The organism is Heliomarina baculiformis (assembly GCF_019966545.1).
In the GTDB taxonomy this organism is placed as follows: Bacteria; Pseudomonadota; Alphaproteobacteria; order Rhodobacterales; family Rhodobacteraceae; genus Heliomarina; species Heliomarina baculiformis.
The window spans coordinates 429,102-450,396 of sequence record NZ_JAIMIC010000003.1 but is presented as its reverse complement, the minus strand read 5'-3'; the positions used below and the strand labels follow the sequence as shown (position 1 = coordinate 450,396).

The 21,295-nt window shown below is 59.9% G+C and carries 25 protein-coding genes and 1 riboswitch; of the genes, 10 read left to right on the top strand and 15 right to left on the bottom strand.

Translation table 11 applies throughout. The features are described 5' to 3' along the window. Nucleotides 1-152: 152 nt before the first annotated feature. The 4 genes from MF268_RS09200 to fabG form a co-directional block, all read right to left on the bottom strand. A complete protein-coding gene (locus tag MF268_RS09200) occupies nucleotides 153-896 on the bottom strand; it encodes a 1-(5-phosphoribosyl)-5-[(5-phosphoribosylamino)methylideneamino]imidazole-4-carboxamide isomerase (protein ID WP_238370568.1) in 744 nt (247 codons plus the stop codon). A 99-nt stretch (nucleotides 897-995) separates the two neighbouring features. Further along, nucleotides 996-1,535, bottom strand: a complete 540-nt coding sequence (locus MF268_RS09195) for a GNAT family N-acetyltransferase (RefSeq protein WP_238370567.1) — start codon at nucleotides 1,533-1,535, stop codon at nucleotides 996-998. A 141-nt stretch (nucleotides 1,536-1,676) separates the two neighbouring features. Continuing rightward, nucleotides 1,677-1,910, bottom strand: coding sequence for an acyl carrier protein (locus MF268_RS09190; RefSeq protein ID WP_088632595.1), 234 nt, complete (start codon nucleotides 1,908-1,910; stop codon nucleotides 1,677-1,679). A gap of 211 nt (nucleotides 1,911-2,121) precedes the next feature. After that, on the bottom strand, nucleotides 2,122-2,859 hold the full coding sequence (gene fabG, locus MF268_RS09185; protein ID WP_238370566.1) for a 3-oxoacyl-ACP reductase FabG: 738 nt from the start codon (nucleotides 2,857-2,859) through the stop codon (nucleotides 2,122-2,124). 105 nt (nucleotides 2,860-2,964) lie between these two features. Between fabG and MF268_RS09180 the strand changes: the two genes are divergently transcribed. After that, nucleotides 2,965-3,702, top strand: coding sequence for a DUF2726 domain-containing protein (locus MF268_RS09180; protein WP_238370565.1), 738 nt, complete (start codon nucleotides 2,965-2,967; stop codon nucleotides 3,700-3,702). 2 nt (nucleotides 3,703-3,704) lie between these two features. Here MF268_RS09180 and fabD read toward each other — a convergent pair whose 3' ends face one another. Together fabD and MF268_RS09170 are read right to left on the bottom strand one after the other, a co-directional pair. Next, a complete protein-coding gene (gene fabD, locus MF268_RS09175) occupies nucleotides 3,705-4,640 on the bottom strand; it encodes an ACP S-malonyltransferase (RefSeq protein ID WP_238370564.1) in 936 nt (311 codons plus the stop codon). 137 nt (nucleotides 4,641-4,777) lie between these two features. Further along, a complete protein-coding gene (locus MF268_RS09170) occupies nucleotides 4,778-5,278 on the bottom strand; it encodes a hypothetical protein (RefSeq protein ID WP_238370563.1) in 501 nt (166 codons plus the stop codon). Between the two features lie 301 nt (nucleotides 5,279-5,579). Between MF268_RS09170 and rpsF the strand changes: the two genes are divergently transcribed. The 4 genes from rpsF to MF268_RS09150 all read left to right on the top strand — a co-directional run bounded on the left by rpsF (nucleotide 5,580) and on the right by MF268_RS09150 (nucleotide 7,710). Then, nucleotides 5,580-5,939: a 30S ribosomal protein S6 gene (gene rpsF, locus MF268_RS09165; RefSeq protein WP_238370562.1), complete on the top strand. Its 360-nt coding sequence runs from the start codon at nucleotides 5,580-5,582 to the stop codon at nucleotides 5,937-5,939. Nucleotides 5,940-5,969: 30 nt separating this feature from the next. Further along, nucleotides 5,970-6,197, top strand: a complete 228-nt coding sequence (gene rpsR, locus MF268_RS09160) for a 30S ribosomal protein S18 (RefSeq protein WP_025061827.1) — start codon at nucleotides 5,970-5,972, stop codon at nucleotides 6,195-6,197. Nucleotides 6,198-6,207: 10 nt separating this feature from the next. Next, nucleotides 6,208-6,843, top strand: coding sequence for a 50S ribosomal protein L9 (rplI, locus tag MF268_RS09155; protein WP_238370561.1), 636 nt, complete (start codon nucleotides 6,208-6,210; stop codon nucleotides 6,841-6,843). Between the two features lie 375 nt (nucleotides 6,844-7,218). Beyond that, nucleotides 7,219-7,710 carry a transglycosylase SLT domain-containing protein gene (locus MF268_RS09150; RefSeq protein ID WP_238370560.1) on the top strand — a complete coding sequence of 164 codons (492 nt, stop codon included), beginning with the start codon at nucleotides 7,219-7,221 and terminating at the stop codon, nucleotides 7,708-7,710. A 48-nt stretch (nucleotides 7,711-7,758) separates the two neighbouring features. Here the strand turns inward: MF268_RS09150 and aqpZ are convergent, their stop codons facing one another. From aqpZ to MF268_RS09105, 9 genes are all read right to left on the bottom strand, one after another. Further along, nucleotides 7,759-8,463: an aquaporin Z gene (aqpZ, locus tag MF268_RS09145; RefSeq protein WP_238370559.1), complete on the bottom strand. Its 705-nt coding sequence runs from the start codon at nucleotides 8,461-8,463 to the stop codon at nucleotides 7,759-7,761. 223 nt (nucleotides 8,464-8,686) lie between these two features. Beyond that, the gene (gene tig, locus MF268_RS09140; protein WP_238370558.1) at nucleotides 8,687-10,012 is read right to left on the bottom strand and encodes a trigger factor; all 1,326 of its coding nucleotides are present in this window, start codon (nucleotides 10,010-10,012) and stop codon (nucleotides 8,687-8,689) included. Between the two features lie 220 nt (nucleotides 10,013-10,232). Continuing rightward, a complete protein-coding gene (locus MF268_RS09135; protein WP_337926796.1) occupies nucleotides 10,233-11,075 on the bottom strand; it encodes a metal ABC transporter permease in 843 nt (280 codons plus the stop codon). Beyond that, nucleotides 11,072-11,956 (bottom strand): metal ABC transporter permease, encoded by an 885-nt coding sequence (locus MF268_RS09130; protein ID WP_238370557.1) that lies wholly within the window; start codon nucleotides 11,954-11,956, stop codon nucleotides 11,072-11,074. The genes MF268_RS09135 and MF268_RS09130 overlap by 4 nt, the downstream gene beginning before the upstream one ends. After that, entirely contained in the window at nucleotides 11,953-12,879 is a 927-nt protein-coding gene (locus MF268_RS09125; protein WP_420485423.1) for a manganese/iron ABC transporter ATP-binding protein, read from the bottom strand. The genes MF268_RS09130 and MF268_RS09125 overlap by 4 nt, the downstream gene beginning before the upstream one ends. Nucleotides 12,880-12,928: 49 nt before the next feature. Continuing rightward, a complete protein-coding gene (locus tag MF268_RS09120) occupies nucleotides 12,929-13,831 on the bottom strand; it encodes a metal ABC transporter substrate-binding protein (RefSeq protein ID WP_238370556.1) in 903 nt (300 codons plus the stop codon). Between the two features lie 193 nt (nucleotides 13,832-14,024). Next, nucleotides 14,025-14,618 (bottom strand): SCO family protein, encoded by a 594-nt coding sequence (locus tag MF268_RS09115; protein WP_238370555.1) that lies wholly within the window; start codon nucleotides 14,616-14,618, stop codon nucleotides 14,025-14,027. Between the two features lie 2 nt (nucleotides 14,619-14,620). Beyond that, entirely contained in the window at nucleotides 14,621-15,601 is a 981-nt protein-coding gene (locus tag MF268_RS09110; RefSeq protein ID WP_238370554.1) for a DUF1775 domain-containing protein, read from the bottom strand. A gap of 104 nt (nucleotides 15,602-15,705) precedes the next feature. After that, nucleotides 15,706-16,059, bottom strand: a complete 354-nt coding sequence (locus MF268_RS09105) for a hypothetical protein (RefSeq protein WP_238370553.1) — start codon at nucleotides 16,057-16,059, stop codon at nucleotides 15,706-15,708. Between the two features lie 331 nt (nucleotides 16,060-16,390). Then, nucleotides 16,391-16,583, top strand: a riboswitch (cobalamin riboswitch). 98 nt (nucleotides 16,584-16,681) lie between these two features. Between MF268_RS09105 and nrdH the strand changes: the two genes are divergently transcribed. From nrdH to MF268_RS09080, 5 genes are all read left to right on the top strand, one after another. After that, entirely contained in the window at nucleotides 16,682-16,903 is a 222-nt protein-coding gene (gene nrdH, locus MF268_RS09100; protein ID WP_088632611.1) for a glutaredoxin-like protein NrdH, read from the top strand. A gap of 25 nt (nucleotides 16,904-16,928) precedes the next feature. Continuing rightward, on the top strand, nucleotides 16,929-17,345 hold the full coding sequence (nrdI, locus tag MF268_RS09095; protein WP_238370552.1) for a class Ib ribonucleoside-diphosphate reductase assembly flavoprotein NrdI: 417 nt from the start codon (nucleotides 16,929-16,931) through the stop codon (nucleotides 17,343-17,345). Beyond that, on the top strand, nucleotides 17,327-19,459 hold the full coding sequence (gene nrdE, locus MF268_RS09090; RefSeq protein WP_238370551.1) for a class 1b ribonucleoside-diphosphate reductase subunit alpha: 2,133 nt from the start codon (nucleotides 17,327-17,329) through the stop codon (nucleotides 19,457-19,459). Before nrdI ends, nrdE begins: the two co-directional genes overlap by 19 nt. 83 nt (nucleotides 19,460-19,542) lie before the next feature. Continuing rightward, a complete protein-coding gene (gene nrdF / locus MF268_RS09085) occupies nucleotides 19,543-20,520 on the top strand; it encodes a class 1b ribonucleoside-diphosphate reductase subunit beta (protein WP_238370550.1) in 978 nt (325 codons plus the stop codon). Between the two features lie 153 nt (nucleotides 20,521-20,673). After that, on the top strand, nucleotides 20,674-21,249 hold the full coding sequence (locus MF268_RS09080) for a hypothetical protein (protein WP_238370549.1): 576 nt from the start codon (nucleotides 20,674-20,676) through the stop codon (nucleotides 21,247-21,249). The last annotated feature ends 46 nt before the right edge of the window (nucleotides 21,250-21,295 follow it).

Genomic DNA, 21,295 nt, shown 5'->3' with positions numbered 1-21,295 from the left:
CCCTTCTGCCTGTTGAATTACTGCTATATCGTTTCCAATCGCGAACCGCTCATACCCTGCACAGGGGCTCAGGGGCAAGAGTGCAAGCCCCGGACACTCCGCGCAAATGCGCCTACCGGCTCAACAATGAGGTAATTTTCGCGTCAGGACCACTAGATAAAGGCTGCAACCCGTTCGGTCCCGGGCCGCGCCACGGCAAGAGCCTCACCAAGATCGATAGTCTTGCGAAACAACGCTCGCCCGACCAGTGCGCCGGAAATGTTCCCTACGTACTTGAGCCGGGAAATGTCATCCTCCGTCCGCACCACGCCGCTGGCAATAATCGGAGTACGTGAAATCTGCGCCAACCCCGAAATCAGACCAAGCTGCGCTTCGACCTGCACGATGTCGCTTGCCACGTCGGTCACGATGATCGCGGCCAACGGCACATCGGCAAAAGCCTCGATCACCTGCTCGGGGCTGAAGGCGCTGGACCGGCGCCAGCCTTCCGTCATCACTCTGCCCTCGAACACGTCAAGCGCGACGACAATCTGGTCCGGATGATACTTGGCCAGAACACGCACCAGCTCGGGATCCTGTACGGCAAGCGTGCCAATGACGATTCGTCCCGCACCTTTGTCGATCCAGCGCTCGACAGCCTCCCGGCTGCGAAAACCACCTCCAAGCTGAACGGGTATCCCTGCAGACCGGATCACCTGCTCGACGAGGGCGGTGTTGCGGTCACTCCCCATGACCCCGTCCAGATCGGTCAGATGCATCCACTCTGCCCCGGCTGCCGCGAACTCCTCCGCCAGTTTCACCGGGTCTACGTGCCAGATGGACGGTTGCTCAAGGTCGCCCTTGTCCAGCGTCACGCACTGGCCATTCAGCATTTCGATGGTGGGATAAATCAACATGGCTGTCCTCCACAGTCTTAGCGATCTTCCGATCACTCTACCATAAAGTGAGCTTACGTCGCGCCAATTCGCATAATTGCCGCACAAGACCTGTCGAGTTTATCGCGTCGTCGGCGGACCATTGCGCCGCATCAGGATCACGGGATCGTCGCCTTCACCGGTCCGTCTTATCTCTCCGTACCCCAACTGGTCGGCCATGCGCAGGGACGGCGTGTTACGCAGATTGATGCGGATCACAAGGGCACCGGGAATGACCCGGTCATGCCAATCATGCGCCGCATTGGCCGCTTCGATGGCAAGCCCCTTACCCTGCGCTTCGGGCACCAGCAGCCAGTCCGCCTCGGGAAAGGAATCGAAATCTTCACCAACCGGCTCAGTGCCGTAAAAGAACCCCACGTGGCCGATCATGCGCCGCGTCGCCAGTTCTGTCACCGCCCATTGACCGAACCCGGTCATCTGCCAGTGCCCGGCATTACGCAGAAAGGCTTCCCAGGCCCGACGACGCCCCCACGCCGGTCCGCTCAGGTTGCGCAAAGTCTCGGGCAAAGTTGCGATTTCAGCGTAATGGTCGAAATCCTCGGGACGCATCGCCCGCAATGCCAGCCGTGACGTGTTTATGTTCGGAATGGATCGGATCATTTGGCGCCCGTCCTTTCTGCCTGCCTCGTTCAGACCAATGGACAATTCCCGCCCGACAAGCGCAAGAGGCAACTCGGCGCTGAAACGAAAAACGGCGCCTCCTTGCCGGGAGACGCCGTTTAAAAGAGTATCCTGAAAGGCTTAGGATGCTTCTTTGATGAATTTCACTGCATCGCCGAAAGTCTGGATGGTTTCGGCCGCATCATCGGGGATCTCGATCCCGAACTCTTCTTCGAACGCCATGACCAGCTCAACAGTGTCAAGGCTGTCCGCGCCAAGATCGTCGATGAACGACGCGTTCTCGGTCACTTTCTCTTCTTCAACACCCAGGTGTTCCACAACGATCTTCTTAACGCGGTCTGCGACGTCGCTCATGTCCGTTCCTCATTCTTTGCCGGGCTATTTGCCCTATTCTGCCCTTACCCGCTTGGGATGGGTTCCGTTTCACCCCGTAACGGAGCGGCTATTTCCCGGATTATCCGGGGACGACAAAAAGGGGCCGATTGGCTCCACCTGCCGGAATCTGCGCCGCCTATAGCATACGCAGCGACAATGGCAAACGCTTTCCCTGCGCCCCCTTCCCCGCCTAGAACATGGCCATACCGCCATTAACATGCAAGGTACTTCCAGTGACATAGGCCGCTTCGGGGCTGGCAAGATACAACACTGCCGCCGCGATTTCCGACGCGTCACCCATGCGCCCTGCGGGCACCTGGGTCAGAATCCCTGACTTTTGCTCATCCGTCAGCTTGTCGGTCATCGCCGTGGTGATGAATCCGGGCGCCACCGCGTTCACGGTTATCCCGCGGCTTGCCACTTCATAGGCCAGCGATTTCGACATGCCGATTACGCCCGCCTTGGACGCCGCGTAATTTCCCTGGCCCGGGTTCCCGGTCGCACCGACGACCGAGCTGATGTTGATGATCCGGCCCCAGCGCGCCTTCATCATGCCCCGCAGCGCGCTTTTACACAGCTTAAAGGTAGCGGTCAGGTTCACGTCGATGACGCTCTGCCATTCCTCGTCCGACATGCGCATGAACAGGTTGTCCCGCGTGATGCCCGCATTGTTCACAAGAATATCGACCGACCCCATCGCCTCTACGGCCTGCTTGACCAGACCCGAAACCGCGTCGGCATCGCTGAGGTTACAGGGCAGGACGAACGCCCTGTCGCCCAATTCGGCAGCCAGCGCTTCCAGCGGCTCCACGCGTGTGCCCGAAAGGCCGACCACGGCCCCTGCCGCGTGCAGGGTTTTCGCGATTTCACCGCCAATACCACCCGAAGCACCGGTGACCAGCGCGCATTTCCCCGTCAGATCAAACATGCAAAACTCCCGTTTGAGGCGATTTGGCCCTAAAAATTCCCAATTCGCGGTCTATCCCCGGTGCGTATTGCACCGCCAAACATTGATTTCAAGGATATCGAACCGATGTGGAAGACCGTCGAAGCCCGGGATACCGGCATCGATCTGCCCGGCACCAGCCTGCTTGGCCAGTTGCCGCTGGCAGAGATCATTATCCTCGTCGTTGCCATGACCTGCGCTGCCATCGCGATACGAAATCTATTTCAACGCAGGCGGTCGAAATACCCTTCAGGCAAGTCCGGCTATAAATCGCGCTATCCGCGCAAACGGTCTTCCTATTCAGCAGCTTTCAACGCCATTCAGGCCCGCAAGAAGAAATCGGCGGAGCCTGCCAGACCGGCCCTGCATGACCCAGTCCAGCAACTCGCGGTCATCAACAAGGCCAAGTTTCAAAAGGTGCGCCTTCTGAACAAGGAAGAGGCGCGAATTTTGCCCATCGTGGAAAACTATTGCCGCGAACTCGGCCAGGGACACCGTGTCATGGCACAAACGAGCCTCGGCGAATTGCTGCGCACCACTGCCGACAAGAAAACCGATGCGGATGCGGCCTTTGCCTGCATCAATTCAAAGCGGCTCGACATCGCGATTATAGATCGCAGCGGTTTCATTGCCGCCGCGATCGAATACCAGGGCTCCGGCCATTTCCAGAACGGCGCTTTCATGCGCGATGCGGTCAAGAGAGAAGCCCTGCGCCGCGCCGGCGTTACGATGATCGAAATCATGCCGGACGATTCTGCTCCCTATATCAGGCAGCAGATCGCCCGCCAGATCGGCACAGCGGTCGACCTCCCCGAAATCGCCTGACCTCAGCCGCCGACGATGACCGAGCGGACATCGTCCGGCGTGCCGACCGCCTTGCAGGAAATCGACCGTTCGATGCGGCGGATCATGCCCGACAGGGCCTTGCCCGAACCGATTTCCCAGACTTCGTCCACGCCTGCCGCCGCCATCGCGGCCACGCTCTCGCGCCAGCGGACCGCCCCGGTGACCTGTTCGACCAGAAGACGGCGAATCTCGGCCGGGTCACTGACCGGTGCCGCGATCACGTTCGCGACCAGAGGCACGACAGGCTCCTTGATTTCCACCGCGTCCAGCGCCTCGGCCATGACCTCGGCCGCCGGGGCCATCAGCGCACAATGGAACGGGGCGCTCACCGGCAAGAGCATCGCGCGCTTGGCGCCTTTTGCCTTGGCAATCTCGACCGCCCGTTCGACAGCCGCCCGATGCCCCGAAACCACAACCTGAGCCGGGTCATTGTCATTGGCAGCTTCGCAGACTTCGCCTTGGGCCGCTTCGGCTGCGACCTCGCGGACCGCCTCCAGATCAAGGCCCAGAATGGCAGCCATCGCGCCGACACCGACCGGCACGGCCTCTTGCATGGCGCGTCCGCGTGTCCGCAGCAGCCTCGCGGCATCGGCCACGCTCAGGCTGCCTGCCGCCGCAAGCGCGGAATACTCCCCCAGCGAATGCCCTGCAACAAAGGCCGCTTTTTGAACCGAGACACCCTCGGCCTGCAGCGCCCGCAGGGCGGCAATGGATGTCGCCATCAGGGCGGGCTGCGCGTTTTGAGTGAGGGTCAGCTCTTCGATTTCGCCGTCCCAGATCAGCTTGCTCAGCGGTTCGCCAAGCGCATCGTCCACTTCGTCGAATACCGCCTGAGCCGCAGGATAGGCCTCAGCCAGCGCCTGCCCCATGCCAATCGCCTGCGCCCCCTGCCCGGGGAATACCAGTGCCTTGCTCATGAAAAACATCCTCATCCATTTTTGCGTGGCATATAGCGCGCAGCAAACCAACGCAACGTATGGGGATAGAAACAAACTGGGCCGGCCCCCGGAGGCCGGCCCGATACTCGTTAACACACAACTCTGCCCGGTCGCCTTCAGGCGTCCGGTTTTGCCAGACCGCCCAACTGGGCGCGCAGGCTGTTGCGAACCAGATCATCGCCAGTGGCAAGCCGCATCAGCAGGCTTCCGTCCAGGTCAAAGACCTCGACCGCATCTGGAAAGAACTCGACACCGCCAATGCTGTCATAGCTGCGGCGTAGGATCGTCCGGGGCCGTCCGCTGTCGTCCTTCTGGAGCACGCGGATTTCCTGGCGGATCGGATCGAAATAGGCATCGGGTTGGTTATCGACGTGGTTACGCATCAAGAGCGCAAGCCCACATAGAAAGAAGAAAAGCGAGGTGCCCAGCTTGAACATAACCATCTGCCCATCTGCGACCTGATCAACGAACAGCCAGATGCCGGCCGCGCTCAGGACAAGCGCCGTTCCCGCAACACGGAATAATACGATGCGCAGCGGCCAGTTGGCGGCAAAGGTCAGCATCACCGGCGGGTGATCGTCAAAGCCTGCGCTTTCCAGCCCTCGTCGCTGCGTCATTTGCACTGCACCCGTTCCACCACCCGCCGGGCACCGCTGGGGCTCCGGCTGTTGTTTGACATCTATCGTTAACAAAACGACTAGATTGCGGCGCGGGCGGGGAAATCTACGGGCACCGGAAAAAGAGCATTACCCAACCCACAGGTGGCGCGCAGAAACACAGGCTTGCCCTGAGCGGTAAAGCGTGTATATGAGCCCTTCCTTTTGCGAAAACATATGAACCGCGCAGTCTCTCGTGGTGGGGCCGCAAAAGGCTAAGGCCCCTCCTTTGAAATGCGCCTTGATATAAACAGGAGTACGCATGCCACTCTATGAGCATGTCATGATTGCGCGTCAGGATCTGTCCAACACGCAAGCCGAAGGCCTCATCGAACACTTTGGCTCGGTCCTCAGCGACAACGGCGGCAACCTCGTTGATCACGAGTACTGGGGCGTCAAGACGATGGCCTATAAGATCAACAAGAACCGCAAAGGCCACTACGCCTTTCTGCGTTCCGACGCGCCTGCAACCGCCGTTCAGGAAATGGAACGTCTGATGCGCCTGCACGACGACGTGATGCGCGTCCTGACCATCAAGGTCGACGAGCACAAGGAAGGCCCGTCGGTCCAGATGCAGAAACGCGATGACCGCGACCGTGGCGACCGCCGCGAACGCCGCTGATCCGAACGCTTGAGAAAAGGACGCTAAATCATGGCTACCAAACCATTTTTCCGCCGTCGCAAAGTTTGCCCCTTCTCGGGCGACAATGCTCCCGCGATTGACTACAAGGACACCCGTCTTCTGCAGCGCTACATTTCCGAGCGTGGCAAGATCGTGCCCAGCCGTATCACCGCCGTTTCGGCCAAGAAGCAACGCGAACTGGCCCGCGCCATCAAGCGCGCCCGCTTCCTCGCCCTGCTTCCCTACGCCGTGAAGTAAGGAGAGAGACATGCAAGTTATCCTTCTGGAACGTGTGGCCAAACTTGGCCAGATGGGCGACGTCGTCGACGTTAAGCCCGGATATGCACGCAACTACCTCCTGCTGCAGGGCAAGGCTCTGACCGCATCCAAGGCGAACATCGAAGCCTTCGAAGCACAGAAAGCCCAGTACGAAGCCAACAACCTCGAGACCCGCAAAGAAGCTGAGTCTCTGGGCGAAAAGCTGAATGGTCAGCAGTTCGTCGTGATTCGTCAGGCCTCCGATGGCGGCAACCTCTACGGCTCCGTCACCACCCGTGACGCGTCGGATACCGCAACCGAAGCCGGCTACAAGATCGACCGCAAGCAGGTCATTATCCGTACGCCGATCAAGGAACTGGGTCTGCACGAAGTCGAAGTGCACCTGCACCCCGAAGTCATGGTCACCATCGAGCTGAACGTTGCCCGTTCGCCCGAAGAGGCCGAGCTCCAGGCTTCCGGCAAGTCCATTCAGGAACTGGCCGCCGAGGAAGAAGCAGCAGCTGAATTCGAGATCCAGGAACTGTTCGACGATATCGGCAGCGCCGCTTCCGACGACGACGATCTGGCGGAAACTGCCGGTGTCGCGGAAACGCCCTCCGAGGACGACGAGAACACCGCTTCCTGATCACGGAACCTGTCGTATTGAATTAAAGCCGCGCGGTTTCGCGCGGCTTTTTTGTTTTTAAGGCTTTGCCAGTCCATGCCAGCCTTAATCTTTCGCGCCGTTGCAGTCCCTTCAGTGCGCACGTAACGGCACTTCTCACTTGCAAGAATCCGCAAGTAAGCCATTGATTACATTGCCTGAACCTGAAACCGAAACACTCAGTCCGGCACTTTGGAACGGCCCGAGAGCTTTTAACACTCCACATCGGCAAAACCGGAAAAGTGATCCTTCTCAAGGCCACTCGGGCTTCGGCAAAGCACAGCCTATGGAATTTTTAACGACTTGCCAGATAATCCCGGTTGGCTAAATTGCCTTCGCAACATTCAGGATGGATAAATGCAGGTATTTTCGCGTCGCCGTTTTCTGGGCCGAACTGTAGCCATTGCAGCGCTGCCCCTCGTCTCTCCCCTCGCCGCGTGCAGCGGCACTGGCAACGATACGGTCACACGCGCAGGCCCGCCGCTTTATCCCAACGAAACACCCGAGCTGCGCCGCCTGATCAACCAATACGCCGATCTTTATGAAATCCCGCGCCCCTTGGTGCACCGTCTCGCGATCCGTGAAAGCACGCATCGCCCCGAGGCGATCAACCGGCCCTATTACGGCTTGCTCCAGATCCTGCCCGCAACGGCCCGGTCGATGGGCTTCCAGGGCGAACCGATGGATTTGCTCGACGCGGAAACAAACCTCAAATACGCGGGTAAGTACCTGCGCGGGGCATGGTTGCTGGCTGACGGCAGCTTTGACAACGCGGTGAAACATTACTCGCGCGGCTATTATTACGAAGCCAAACGGCGCGGCATGCTGGAAGAAACCGGCATTGGCTAATCTGTTTCGTTAGCGGATCGGGCCGGGGCTACCGGCCCGACAAGCGGTTCAGGCCGTCGCCTTGAGCCGCGCAGGTTCCATCACCGTCCAGATCGCCGCCCCCAGCGCGGCACCCGCCAGCGGGGCTACCCAGAACAGCCAGAGCTGGTTCAGTGCCGCCGTTTCGGCAAAGAGCGCCACGCCGGTTGATCGCGCCGGGTTCACCGATGTGTTGGTGACCGGGATCGAGATCAGGTGGATCAGCGTCAGCGCAAGACCGATGGCCACCCCGGCGAAACCGACCGGCGCATTGCCCGAGGTCGCCCCAAGGATCACCAGCACGAAGAACGCCGTCAGCACGACCTCTGTGATGAGAGCGGCGCTCATCGAATAGCCCATTGGCGACAGTTCACCATAGCCGTTAGTCGCAAAGCCACCCGTCCCCGTGAACCCGGCCGCGCCAGAGGCGATCAGGAACAGGACAAACGCGGCGACAATCGAGCCGACCACCTGCGCGCCCCAGTAGGGCAGCACCTGCCCCATCGGATGACGCCCTGCAAGCGCGAGCCCAAGCGTGACCGCCGGGTTGAAATGCGCGCCCGAGATATGCCCGAGCGCAAAGACCATCGTCAGCACTGTCAGACCAAAAGCCAGTGCCACGCCAAGCCACGTAATCCCGACATCCGGCACGCCAGCCGCCAGCACCGCGCTGCCGCAGCCCCCAAGGACCAACCAGAAGGTCCCGAAAAATTCCGCCAAAAGTTTATTTTTCATCTAAAAGCCCCCGATTGAAATATCATCAAGATAACTCAACCTAAGGTAGATTTCTATAAATTATTCAGAGCAGTACCGGATATCTTCGCCGCTTTCCTGAATCGACCGTACCGCTTCGCTTTGGATGCCGGGGTTGGAACAGTTAAACTTCGGGGTTTCACAGACGCAAAGAAAAAGGGCCGCCCGGAGGGGCAGCCCTTTGAAAATCACAAAAGCGCAAGGCTTATTCTTCTTCAAGCGCCTCGACAGCTTTCTGAAGCTCGTCCTTGTCGATCTCTTTCTCGCTGACCTCGGCCAGTTCAAAGACATAGTCGACAACCTTGTCTTCAAAGATCGGCGCGCGCAGCTGCTGCTGCATCTGCGGGTTTTGCTGAACGAATTCAAAGAACTGGCGTTCTTGACCCGGGTACTGACGGGCCTGGTTCATGACGGCCTGGCTCATCTCGGCATCGGTCACTTCGACCTCGGCCTTTTGACCCAACTCGGCCAGCAGCAGGCCCAGACGGACGCGGCGCTCGGCCAGTTTCTTGTGCTCGTCGGTGGTCTCGATCTCGGGGTGATCGTGGCCCTGCACGTCGGGGTTTTCCTCGTGCCACAGCTGGTGCGCAATCTGACCGGCTTCTGCGTCAACAAGGCTCGGCGGCAGATCAAAGCTGACCATACCGTCAAGCGCGTCGAGCAGCGCACGCTTTTGAACCGCGCGGGCAGCACCGGCATATTCGGCTTCCAGACGCTCGGAGATCTGGGTCTTGAGCGCGGCGAGATCTTCGGCGCCGAATTTCTTGGCCAGATCGTCGTTGATTTCAGCGGCTTTCGCGGCTTTCACTTCCTTGACGGTGCAGTCGAACACGGCCTCTTTACCGGCCAGATGCTCAGCTTGGTATTCCTCGGGGAAGGTCACGGTTACGGCTTTTTCGTCACCGGCTTTCACGCCGACCAGCTGCTCTTCGAAGCCGGGGATGAAGCTGCCCGAGCCCAGAACCAGCGGGTAATCCTCGGCGCTGCCACCTTCGAAAGCTTCGCCGTCAACCTTGCCGACGAAATCGAACACGACCTGGTCGCCATCTTCGGCCGCGCCGTCTTTGGCCTCAAAGTCCTGTGCGTTTTTCGCAAGGTTCTCAAGGGCTTCGTCGATGTCTTCGTCCTTGGCCTTGACCACCAGCTTTTCCAGCTTGACCGATTTCAGGTCGAGCTCGGGGATCTCGGGCAGTGCTTCGTAGGACATTTCGACCTGCACGTCGTCGCCTTCTTTCCAGTCCTCGTTGGTCATCTTGACCTCGGGCTGCATGGCGGGACGGTCGCCGCTGTCTTCAAAGTGCTTGTTCATCGCACCGTCGATGGTTTCCTGCATCGCTTCGCCCAACAGGCGCTGGCCGAACTGCTTCTTCAGCAGCGGCATCGGCACCTTGCCCTTGCGAAAGCCCTTCATCTCGACTTCGGGCTGGGCTTCGGCCAGCTTTTCATTGACCTTGTCGTCAAGCTCGCTCGCACTGACGGTGATCGCGTAGCCGCGTTTCAGACCTTCGTTCAGGGTCTCGGTGACTTGCATGTGCATCCTCGCATATACTGACAGGCCGCCAAGGGGCAGCCTGATGAAATTTGCGTCTTACTAGTGGGAGCAAAGGGGAGGATCAACCCGGAATCGCCTGCCGCGATGCGGCGAATGGGCAGAGGGCTGCCAGGGGCGAAAAGGGCTGTGCACAAGCCGTACAGCATCTGTACACCCCCTGTACATCAACCGTGCAGCATTACGGTTTCTTCGGCGCGGCTCAGCCCTGCGCGATCCGGCGCGAGGTAGCGCGGGCGAGGATCAGGCGCCGCAGGAAAGCCAGCACGAAGATACCCGTCAGGATCAGCACGATGGTCGCCGCCGGGGCGCTGTCGAGATAAAAGCTGGCATAGGTACCGGCCAGCATCGAGAACAGGCAGATGATCAGAGACACGACCATCATCGCGCCAAAGCTGCGCACCAGCAGAAACGCCACCGCGCCCGGTGTCACCAGCAGCGCCACCGCAAGGATCAGCCCGACGGAACTGAGCGTCGCGACGATGGTGAGCGAGAGCGCGCAGAGCAGCCCGTAGTGCAGCCAGTTTGTCCGCAATCCCGAGGCCTGAGCCTGCGCCGGGTCGAAGGCATGAAGCAGCAGGTCTTTCCATTTCAGCACCAGCAGCGCAGAAACCACCAGCGCGATCAGACCGGATGTCCAGAGATCCTGCGGTCCGACGCCCAGCATATTGCCGAATAGCACGTGGTCGAGGTGCTCGTTGGTCTGGATCGAGGTGTAGAGGATGATGCCAAGGCCGAACATGCCGGAAAACACCACGCCCATCACCGTGTCCTGTTTGACCCGGCTGTTGTAGGAAAGGTATCCCGTCGCCAGCGCGCAGGACATGCCCGCGACAAAGGCCCCGACGATCAGCGGTAGGCCCAGCATCCAGGCCAGCACCACGCCGGGCAGCGTGGCGTGGCTGACCGCGTCGCCCATCAGCGCCCATCCCTTGAGCACAAGGAAACAGGACAAGAGCGCCGTTGGCGGTGCCACCAGCAGCGCGATCCAGAAGGCGTTCTGCATGAAGGGAAACTGAAAGGGGAACAGCATACTTTCGATCACGGGCGCAGCTCCCGTGTTTCGAGCGGGGACCGATCCAGCGCGGCGCTCGCCTTGCGGCGGGCGGCCAATATCCCGTGTTTCGGCGCAAAGACAAAGGCCACGAGAAAGAGCAGCGTTTGCAGGCAGACGATGACGCCGCCGGTGGCCCCGTCGAGGAAGTAACTGAGATAGGCGCCAAGGAAACTGGTCAGCGTGCCGATCAGGACCGAGACCGCGATAAGGCGCGGAAAACGGTCGCATAAAAGGTAGGCCGTCGCCCCCGGTGTCACCACCATCGCGATGACGAGAAATGCACCCACTGTCACCATCGCCGCAACGATCGCGGCAGAGAGCAGCATGAAGAAAACAACGCGCAGCAGGTCGGGCTTGAGACCGATGGTGCGGGCATGGTTTTCGTCAAAGAACACGACCATCAGGTCTTTCCACTTGGCCAGCAGCACTACAAGGCAAACCACCCCGATGATCGCGAGTTGCAGTGTATCGCCCGGGGTGATGGCAAGGATATTTCCCATTATGATGGTCTGGATGCTGACCGACATGGGCGCGAGCGAGACCATGAACAGGCCCAGCCCGAAGAAAGAGGTAAAGATGATGCCGATGATCACGTCGATCTTTAGCCCGGAGCGCCCGGAGAGAAACAGCATCGCCCCGGCGGCCAGCCCGCCCGAGATGAACGCGCCAAGCGCAAAAGGCAGACCGAGAATATAGGCCCCGGCAACCCCCGGCACCACGGAATGGGAAAGCGCATCGCCGATCAGTGACCAGCCTTTCAGCATCAGATAGGCAGAGAGAAAGGCGCAGACACCGCCCACCAGCGCCGACACCCACATGGCGTTGAACATGTAGCCGTAACTGAAGGGTTCGAGCAGGAAAGCGATCATTCGGCGCTTTCCTTGGTGCCGTCCTTGGAGACGGTCTTTTTGACACTCTTCGACTTGCGCTGGCTGTATTGCACAAAGGGACGTTCGTCATCGGTGATGATGCGCAGCTCACGCGGGTCGTCGTCGTCGTGGAGCGCATCGCCGCCAAGGGTAAAGTGGCGCAGCACGCCGCCGAACGCCTTTTCGAGGTTGTCCCGGGTAAAGATGTCTTCGGTCTCGCCATAGGCCAGCACCGTGCCCTTGACCAGAACCGTGCGATCGCAGAATTCAGGCACCGATCCGAGGTTATGGGTGGACACAAGCATCACCCGCCCCTCGTCGCGAAGTTCGCGCAGCAGGGCCACGATCTGGTCCTCGGTCTTCACGTCGACCCCGGTAAAGGGTTCGTCGAGCAGGATCACCTGCCCTTCCTGTGCCAGCGACCGGGCAAGGAAAACGCGTTTGCGCTGCCCGCCGGACAGCTCTCCGATCTGGCGGTGGCGGTAGTCGAGCATATTCACGCGCCTCAGAGCCTGATCCACCGCGTCGCGGTCAGCCTGACGCGGGCGGCGCAGAAAGCCCATATGGCCGTAGCGCCCCATCATCACCACGTCTTCGACCAGCACCGGAAAGGACCAGTCAACCTCTTCGGACTGGGGCACATAGGCGACGAGATTTTCGCGCAGCGCCTGCTTGACGGTTTTGCCAAGCAGGGTGATTTCGCCCCGCGCCGCCGGGACAAAACCCATGATCGCCTTGAACAACGTGGACTTGCCCGCCCCGTTCACGCCAACAAGCGCGGTGATGGTGCCGCGCGGGATTTCGAAACTGGCATCATGCAGTGCCGTATGGCCGTTGCGATAGGTTACGGTCACATCGCGGACGGTGATGCCGTCCATCGTGCCCAAAGCGGGCTGCGTGGTTTCGGCGGGCTGGTCGAGCATCGGGGGTCCTTACCGGGTCACACCCTGTTGGTGTCTGGAAAACTTTAGCTCAGTTCGCGGCGGGTGCCAGCGCATTCGCGATGGTTTCCGCATCGATCCGCAGAAGATCGAGATAGGTGGGCACCGGTCCGTCTGCGGCACTTAGACTGTCGACATACAGCATCCCGCCATAGCTCGCGCCGGTTTCCCGCGCGACCTGCTGGGCGGGCGACTGGTTCACGGTGCTTTCGCAGAAGACCGCCGGTATGTCGTTGTCACGCACGGTGTCGATGACACGGCGCACCTGTTGCGGCGTGCCGGTCTGATCGGCGTTGATCGGCCAGAGATAGGCCTCTTTCAGGTCGAAATCGCGGGTCAGGTAGCTGAACGCGCCTTCGCAGGTAACGAGCCAGCGGCGGTTTTCCGGCAGCGCCTTGATCCGATCGCGCAGCGGGCCGACGGTGTCGGTGATCTGCTGTTTGTAGGTTTCAGCATTGGCGGCATAGGTTTCGGCATTGTCCGGATCGTGTTCGGAAAGGGCGTCGCGGATGTTGTCGACGTAGACCATGGCGTTATCGACACCCATCCAGCCATGCGGGTTGGGCAGACCTTCGTAGTCGCCCTCGGCAATGGAGACCGGATCGACTCCGTCGGAGAGCACCGCCGAAGGCATGTCACCGAGATTGGCGATGAACTGTTCGAACCAACGTTCGAGGTTCATGCCGTTCCAGAGGATGAGGTCCGCCCCGCTGGCGCGCACGATGTCCTGCGGCGTCGGCTGGTAGCCGTGAATTTCCGCCCCCGGCTTGGTGATGGAAACGACCTCGGCCGCGTCGCCCGCCACGTTCTGCACCATGTCCGCAAGGATGGTGAAGGTAGTGACGACCTTGAACTGATCGGCCTGCGCGCCCGTTGCAAGGGCAAGCGTCGTCGCCGCGCCAAGGGCCAGTCGTTTCAATATGGTCTGTGCCATTCAAGGCTCCGCTGAGTTTTAAGGGCTTGTCATTACGTAAATGCGACGCAGTCGCAGAAGTCAAGTAATGCAAATGAGAATTATTCGCAATACTGTAGTGCACCGATCTTTTGACGAGGAGATGAACCTGTTGTTTGGGTTTAACAGTCGTCGAAAGGAAAGCGTGCCGAGGAAACTCCCCGGCACGCGGATTTCACCCCTGCGTAAGGTGCCGCAGCTTGGAGAGGACGCGGTCGGGGTCTTCCTGATAGCCGACAGGTTCGTAGAACCGGCCATCTTCGTCAAAGAGCAGAACACTGGCGGAATGGTCCATCGTATAGCCACCGTCTTCGAGCGGCACCTTGGAGGCATAGATGCGGAAGGCCCGGATCGCCTTGTCGATCTCTTCCCGCGGACCGGACACACCCTGCACGCCCGGCACCCATGACACGTAGTCGCGCAGCGCATCGACACTGTCACGCTCTGGATCGACAGTGATGAAGAAGACGCGCAGGGGGCTGCCCTCTTCTCCCAGTTCCTCTTGCCAGGTCAGGATGTCGCCGAGCGTCGTGGGGCAGACATCGGGGCAATGGGTAAAGCCGAAGAAGACGGCCGAAGGCGCGCCCGCAAGGCTGTCTTGGGTAAAGGTATCGCCCTCGGTGGTGGTCAGGGTATAATCCCCCTGCCCCAGCGTGTCTCCGACCGTTTGCGTCATGCGCGGCTCTAGCACGCGGACCCAGAGAAACGCGCCGAGGGCGACAATCGCCGCCCCCCAGAGCAAAAGGATTAAAAGGTTTTTACGGGCCATGATTACTCCTTGGCCATGCCGGAATGGCCGCTGTGATCGCCATGACCGCCGCTGCGCGCGTTCGGTGCGCCGATGGCAAGCGGCACGGTCACCTCGCCCGCTTTTTCAAAGGTCAGGGTCGCGTTGACGGTTTCACCTTCGACAAAAGGCTCTTCGATCTGCATGAACATGATGTGGTAGCCGCCCGGTTGCAGCTTTACCGTTGCCCCCGCCGGGATCGGCAGACCATCGGCCAGTTCGCGCATCTTCATCACGTCGTTTTCCATCTTCATCTCGTGGATCTCGGTCCGGCCCGATGCCGGGGACGAGGCCGCGACAAGCCGGTCGTCGCCGTCGCCATTGTTCACGATGGTCATGAAACCGCCCGCGACAGGGGCGTTGGGCAGCGTGGCGCGAGAGAAACCGCCCGACAGCGTCAGGTCGCCAAGGGTGATTTCACCCGCTTTATCCCCGTGACCGCCATGACCGTGACCGGCGTGCATTTCAGCGGCCGTGACGGTCAGCTTGGGGGCCGGGTTGGGCACGTCGTGCGACCCGGAGGTATCGGTCCAGTCAGCCGTGCCATCGGCGCAGATCTGCACAGCGGGAAAGTACAGAACCGTATCGGGAGCCACGTCGCGGCCCACAGTACCGCGCACGGTGAATTCATCGTACCAGCCGTCTTCGAGATTGCCGCCCGACCACGTCACCTTTTGCACGCCTTCGGTCATAGTGTGACCGTGCATTTCGTATGGCGTGGCGTATTCCGCGGTTTCGGTTTCGAGCGTCCAGCCCGCCTTGGGCATGGGCTTGGCCGCGTAAAACCCGTCGGGCAGGCGCAGCTCTACGGTATGAGTCGCCTGCCCGTTGCAGCCATGCGGCACACGCAGGGTGATCTTGGTGGTCGCACCAGCCGCAACCTCGGCCTGTTCCAACGTGGAATGCGCGATGGCGGAGGTGGCGAGCGCCGTCAGGAGGCCTGCGGCAATAAGGGATTTGGTCATCTGTATCTCCAGTAGCCCCGCAGGCGGTTCTTTTGCCGGATACGGGGAAATTGCGCGGCCCTAGGGCCGGTTGATCGGATTTGCCCGGATACCGGGCGTGGGGATCAGATCAGCGCCGGGGGCGCGCGCGCGGAGATATTCGGATTGCCCGTCTGGGCGGTAGCTGTCAGGTCTGAAAGCTGCGCCAGATCGGTCGAATAGCGCAGCTGACCCTCGGCCAGTTCGGGGCGCATATCCGGCGCCTCGGGCAGCAATCGGCAGAACGGGCAGCGATGGTCATGGGCTGCCTCAAGGTCACCACAGATGTCATCGTAGCTGAGCCCAAGGCTGAGAGCGGCCATCTCACGCGCAGGTTCGTCTCGGTCGGGCGCCATCAGGTGGGCAGACATGACACTGACCAGCGCGATCAGGAGCGCGGCAAGGCTGGTCAGCAGGAGATGGGCCGGTCTGCGGGTCATGCTGCCGATGTAGCGCGGATTCCCGCCGCAGGGGAAGAGGGCTTGATGCGGTGCATTGGCGCGGCTGCTCCCGGCGCAACACGCCCTAAATTTGGTCAACCGATCCTGCCTGTCGCAATTGGGCGATTTGGGAGTTGCCTTTAGCGACGGGCTTGGGCATTTTCGTGGGGCAGCCCTTTTGCCGGACTTTTACCGCGCCCCTGACGCGACGCGTCCAAGATCGCCCGCCCAGACTGAGCGACCATCACATGGCAGTCACCTTTCTCCGTCATAATGAAAAAAATCGCCCCAGCGGCCGCCTCTAGATATTGACACACCGCCCGCCCCTGACACAATATGCTGTAGCTTTGGTGCTCACGAGGTGACTCGTCAGCAAAGAGGGAAACCGGTGAGAATCCGGCACTGCCCCCGCAACTGTAAGCGGCGAGCCAAGGCCCGAAACCACTGGAATTCACGTTCCGGGAAGGCGGGCCAAGGCGATTGAGCCGCGAAGTCAGGAGACCTGCCAAAGCGGCGAAGATGACGACCACGGACGGTGGGTCCGGGAGGGAAGACAGGGGCAAAAGCGCCTCTCTTCGGGTCCCGACTCAGACGGCTCTGAAAATTGGCAAGGGACCAGACAATGACGATCACAGTGTATTCCAAACCGGCATGCGTACAATGCACCGCAACCACTCGCGCGCTGGATGCACGCGGGCTGAACTACGACGTGGTCGACCTGACTCAGGACGCCGCCGCTATGGAACGGGTTCAGGAAATGGGCTATCGTCAGGCTCCGGTCGTGATCGCCGGGGACGAGCACTGGGCCGGGTTCCGTCCGGACATGATCGGACGTCTTTCGTAAATTTTCCGGATGGGGATTCTAAGCCATGGGCGGGCTTGTCTTTTTCTCTTCGCGATCGGGCAATACCCGGCGCTTTATGGAAAAGCTTGACCTCGCGGCGGACCGAATCCCCATTGACGAGACCGAGGCTTTCCCGGATATCCGCGCGCCTTACGTTCTGATCTGCCCGACATATGCGGATGCGCATGGGCGGGGCGCGGTGCACCGGCAGGTGATCCGCTTTCTGAACGCTCCTGAACGTCGCGCCCTGCTGCGCGGCGTAATTGCCGGGGGAAACCGGAATTTCGGCGCGACCTTCGCGCAGGCGGGCGACGTCATCGCCCGCAAATGCAATGTGCCGGTGCTCTACCGTTTCGAGCTTGCCGGAACCGATACCGATATCGCCCGCGTCCAGGCCGGGCTTGAGACATTTTGGGGACAAGAATGCTCGATTCCAGCCTAACCGCGAACCTCGACTTTCACGCGCTGAACGCGATGCTGAACCTCTATGACGAGGACGGCAAGATTCAGTTCGACGCCGATCGCAAGGCGGCGCGCCAGTATTTCCTTCAGCATGTGAACCAGAACACCGTGTTCTTTCACTCGCTCGAGGAAAAGCTCGGTTATCTCGTCGAGGAAGGTTACTACGAATGCGCTGTGCTGGATCAGTACGAGCCGACCTTCCTGCGCAAGATCTGGGATGCGGCATGGGCCAAGAAGTTCCGCTTTCCCGCCTTTCTCGGCGCTTACAAGTATTACACCTCTTACACGCTGAAAACATGGGACGGGCAGCGGTATCTTGAGCGTTTCGAGGATCGCGTCGTCATGGTCGCGTTGACTTTGGCGCGGGGCGACGAAACGCTCGCGCTCAAGATCATGGAAGAGATCATCGACGGGCGTTTCCAGCCCGCGACGCCGACTTTCCTCAACGCCGGGAAAAAGGCACGGGGCGAATTCGTGTCCTGTTTCCTGCTGCGTCTGGAAGACAACATGGAAAGCATCGGGCGCGGGATCAATTCGGCGCTGCAGCTGTCCAAGCGCGGCGGTGGCGTGGCGCTGATGCTGACCAACATCCGCGAGCATGGCGCACCGATCAAGGGGATCGAAAACCAGTCTTCGGGCGTGATCCCGGTGATGAAGCTGCTGGAGGATAGCTTTAGCTATGCCAACCAGCTGGGCGCCCGTCAGGGGGCCGGCGCGGTCTATCTGAACGCGCACCACCCCGACATCCTGCGGTTCCTCGATACCAAGCGCGAGAATGCCGACGAAAAGATCCGCATCAAGACGCTGAGCCTTGGCGTTGTGATCCCGGACATCACGTTTGAGCTCGCCAAGAAAAACGAGGACATGTACCTGTTCTCGCCGCATGACGTGGAAAAGGTCTATGGCTGCGCATTCTCGGAAATCTCGGTCACCGAGAAATATCACGAGCTGGTCGATAATCCGCGGATCCACAAGAAAAAGATCAACGCGCGCAAGTTCTTTCAGACCATCGCTGAGATCCAGTTTGAGTCGGGGTACCCCTATATCCTGTTCGAGGATACCGCGAACGAGGCTAATCCCGTCGCGGGCCGGATCAACATGTCGAACCTCTGCTCGGAAATCCTGCAGGTGAACGAGGCCTCCGAGTTCAACGACGACCTCGGCTATGCCCATATGGGCAGCGACATCTCCTGCAACCTCGGATCGCTCAACATCGCCAAGACGATGGATGGCGGCGATCTGGGCAAGACGGTCGAAACCTCGATCCGCGCCCTGAATGCGGTGAGCGAGATGAGCAGCATCGATTCCGTGCCGTCGATCCGCCACGGCAATGCGCAGAGTCATGCGATCGGTCTTGGTCAGATGAACCTGCACGGCTACCTCGCCCGCGAGCGCATCCATTACGGATCGCCCGAGGGGGTCGATTTCACCAATATCTATTTCTGCACCGTTCTGTTCCACTGCCTGCGGGCGTCGAATGCGCTGGCGGTCGAAAAAGGCGAGAAATTCAAAGGGTTCGAGGACTCCAAATACGCCGACGGCAGCTTCTTTGACCGCTATGTCTCGCAAGACTGGCTGCCCGAGACCGACAAGGTGCGCGGGTTGTTCGAAGCCGCCGGGATCGAGATCCCGAGCCGCGAGGACTGGGCCGCGCTGCGCGACAGGGTGATGGAAGGCGGGCTTTACAACCGCAACCTTCAGGCTGTGCCGCCGACCGGATCGATCAGCTATATCAACAACTCGACCTCTTCTATTCACCCGATCACCTCGAAGATCGAGATCCGCAAGGAAGGCAAGATCGGCCGGGTCTATTACCCGGCGCCCTACATGACCAACGACAACCTTGAGTACTACAAGGATGCCTATGAGATCGGCCCCGAAGCGATCATCGACACCTATGCGGCGGCAACCCAGCACGTCGACCAAGGCCTGTCACTGACCCTGTTCTTCCCGGCCGAAGCCTCGACCCGCGACATCAACAAGGCGCAGATCTATGCCTGGAAGAAGGGTATCAAGACGATCTACTACATCCGCCTGCGTCAGATGGCGCTGGAAGGGACCGAGGTAGAAGGTTGCGTCTCCTGCTCGCTCTAGGCATCCCTGCCCCATGATTCCCGTCCCGGTGTTGCATCCCCGGGCCGCCTGCCCCCGAACCTGCCTGCCATAAGGTGCCCCGCATGAAAGATACTGTCGCGACCCGAGCCGTGCCCCGTGCCGTCAACTGGAACCGTCTGGAAGACGACAAGGATCTCGAGATCTGGAACCGCCTGACAGTCAATTTCTGGCTGCCGGAAAAAGTGCCGCTGTCCAATGACATCCAAAGCTGGTCGCAGCTGACGCCGCAGGAACAGACGCTGACGATCCGCGTCTTTACCGGCCTGACCCTGCTTGACACGATCCAGAACACGGTCGGCGCGCCGACCCTGATGGCGGATGCGATCACGCCCCACGAAGAGGCGGTGCTGAGCAATATCTCCTTTATGGAAGCGGTGCATGCGCGCAGTTATTCTTCGGTCTTTTCAACGCTCTGCCAGACCGATCAGGTGGACGAGGCGTTCCGCTGGTCTTCGGAGAACGAGCATCTTCAGGCCAAATCGCGCCTGATCCTCGACGAATATGACGCGACCTCGAGCCCGCTGCGCAAAAAGGTCGCCAGCGTCTTCCTTGAAAGCTTCCTGTTCTATTCCGGTTTCTACCTGCCAATGCACTGGTCGAGCCGTGCACGCCTGACCAACACCGCCGACCTGATCCGTCTGATCATCCGCGACGAGGCAATCCACGGCTATTACATCGGGTACAAGTTCCAGCGCGGCATGGAGCGGCTGAGCGAGGCCGAGCGTCAGGAGATCAAGGATTTCGCCTTCTCGCTGATCTTCGATCTCTACGACATCGAGGCGCGCTATACCGAGCAGCTTTACGATCCGCTGGGCCTGACCGAGGACGTCAAGAATTTCCTCCATTACAATGCGAACAAGGCGCTGCAAAACCTTGGCTTCGAAGGGCTTTTCCCGGACGAAGCCTGCCGCGTGAACCCGGCAATCATGGCCGCTCTCTCGCCGAACTCGGACGAAAACCACGACTTCTTCTCGGGCTCCGGCTCTTCCTATGTGATCGGCAAGGCCGTCGCGACCGAGGACGAAGACTGGGACTTCTAATCGAACATCAAGGATAATTGGAACCGCTACCGGATTTCGGTGGCGGTTTTTTTTTGCATTCCTCATCGCATTTGAGGTTTCGTTCCAGATGTCCACAAACGGCCCACGTATGACCGGTTGACGGCAACGGCTCGTCTCTGGACAAGCTGTTGAATGCGATTTTCGGTTTGGATATTCTGCGTCATCGGGTTTCTTGGGACGATCCCGGGACCTCTGCTTGCATGTCGGATCGAGACACCGATCAATATCCAAGATATCGAGCTGGCAGACTTGATCGTCATAGGCACGGTAAAAAAATACGCGATTGTTTTGAACGCTAACGCAAACGAACGCCGTCAGGAAAAGATTCAGCGTTTGGCGGATGACGCAAACCCACAGATCAATAAAATTCTAAAATCCCAGATAGCGTATCCGAGTGATTACGCCCGCTTCGAAATCCATGTTGAGCAAGTCTTAAAAGGTGACAGCTCAGACGAAGTTACGGCGGTTTGGGACAATTCTACGTTTGCCGAACCTGACCGGTTGAAAGGCGAGACGTACCTGATTGCCCTTGTTGCGCCCACGTCTCCCAGATCACCGCTGCGGGGCCCAAGCACAACGCTCCTTCCGCATCCCGATGGAGAGAGCTTTTCCGTCCTTCAAGCTCCTTGCTCGACCCCATTTTTGTTCGAGGCTGACTCATCAGCCGCAAATGAAGTCCGCATCAAACTTGGCGCGGGAGTCCAATGAGTACACGCCCGCGTCGTCCAGCGATTTGCATCTTTTGTCTGGCAGA

What these genes read in the sequence shown, in the direction of transcription:
- MF268_RS09200 (WP_238370568.1), bottom strand. Translation starts at nt 896, where the DNA reads ATGTTGATTTATCCCACCATCGAAATGCTGAATGGCCAGTGCGTGACG.
- MF268_RS09195 (WP_238370567.1), bottom strand. Translation starts at nt 1,535, where the DNA reads ATGATCCGATCCATTCCGAACATAAACACGTCACGGCTGGCATTGCGG.
- MF268_RS09190 (WP_088632595.1), bottom strand. Translation starts at nt 1,910, where the DNA reads ATGAGCGACGTCGCAGACCGCGTTAAGAAGATCGTTGTGGAACACCTG.
- fabG (WP_238370566.1), bottom strand. Translation starts at nt 2,859, where the DNA reads ATGTTTGATCTGACGGGGAAATGCGCGCTGGTCACCGGTGCTTCGGGT.
- MF268_RS09180 (WP_238370565.1), top strand. Translation starts at nt 2,965, where the DNA reads ATGTGGAAGACCGTCGAAGCCCGGGATACCGGCATCGATCTGCCCGGC.
- fabD (WP_238370564.1), bottom strand. Translation starts at nt 4,640, where the DNA reads ATGAGCAAGGCACTGGTATTCCCCGGGCAGGGGGCGCAGGCGATTGGC.
- MF268_RS09170 (WP_238370563.1), bottom strand. Translation starts at nt 5,278, where the DNA reads ATGACGCAGCGACGAGGGCTGGAAAGCGCAGGCTTTGACGATCACCCG.
- rpsF (WP_238370562.1), top strand. Translation starts at nt 5,580, where the DNA reads ATGCCACTCTATGAGCATGTCATGATTGCGCGTCAGGATCTGTCCAAC.
- rpsR (WP_025061827.1), top strand. Translation starts at nt 5,970, where the DNA reads ATGGCTACCAAACCATTTTTCCGCCGTCGCAAAGTTTGCCCCTTCTCG.
- rplI (WP_238370561.1), top strand. Translation starts at nt 6,208, where the DNA reads ATGCAAGTTATCCTTCTGGAACGTGTGGCCAAACTTGGCCAGATGGGC.
- MF268_RS09150 (WP_238370560.1), top strand. Translation starts at nt 7,219, where the DNA reads ATGCAGGTATTTTCGCGTCGCCGTTTTCTGGGCCGAACTGTAGCCATT.
- aqpZ (WP_238370559.1), bottom strand. Translation starts at nt 8,463, where the DNA reads ATGAAAAATAAACTTTTGGCGGAATTTTTCGGGACCTTCTGGTTGGTC.
- tig (WP_238370558.1), bottom strand. Translation starts at nt 10,012, where the DNA reads ATGCAAGTCACCGAGACCCTGAACGAAGGTCTGAAACGCGGCTACGCG.
- MF268_RS09130 (WP_238370557.1), bottom strand. Translation starts at nt 11,956, where the DNA reads ATGATCGCTTTCCTGCTCGAACCCTTCAGTTACGGCTACATGTTCAAC.
- MF268_RS09125 (WP_420485423.1), bottom strand. Translation starts at nt 12,879, where the DNA reads ATGCTCGACCAGCCCGCCGAAACCACGCAGCCCGCTTTGGGCACGATG.
- MF268_RS09120 (WP_238370556.1), bottom strand. Translation starts at nt 13,831, where the DNA reads ATGGCACAGACCATATTGAAACGACTGGCCCTTGGCGCGGCGACGACG.
- MF268_RS09115 (WP_238370555.1), bottom strand. Translation starts at nt 14,618, where the DNA reads ATGGCCCGTAAAAACCTTTTAATCCTTTTGCTCTGGGGGGCGGCGATT.
- MF268_RS09110 (WP_238370554.1), bottom strand. Translation starts at nt 15,601, where the DNA reads ATGACCAAATCCCTTATTGCCGCAGGCCTCCTGACGGCGCTCGCCACC.
- MF268_RS09105 (WP_238370553.1), bottom strand. Translation starts at nt 16,059, where the DNA reads ATGACCCGCAGACCGGCCCATCTCCTGCTGACCAGCCTTGCCGCGCTC.
- nrdH (WP_088632611.1), top strand. Translation starts at nt 16,682, where the DNA reads ATGACGATCACAGTGTATTCCAAACCGGCATGCGTACAATGCACCGCA.
- nrdI (WP_238370552.1), top strand. Translation starts at nt 16,929, where the DNA reads ATGGGCGGGCTTGTCTTTTTCTCTTCGCGATCGGGCAATACCCGGCGC.
- nrdE (WP_238370551.1), top strand. Translation starts at nt 17,327, where the DNA reads ATGCTCGATTCCAGCCTAACCGCGAACCTCGACTTTCACGCGCTGAAC.
- nrdF (WP_238370550.1), top strand. Translation starts at nt 19,543, where the DNA reads ATGAAAGATACTGTCGCGACCCGAGCCGTGCCCCGTGCCGTCAACTGG.
- MF268_RS09080 (WP_238370549.1), top strand. Translation starts at nt 20,674, where the DNA reads ATGCGATTTTCGGTTTGGATATTCTGCGTCATCGGGTTTCTTGGGACG.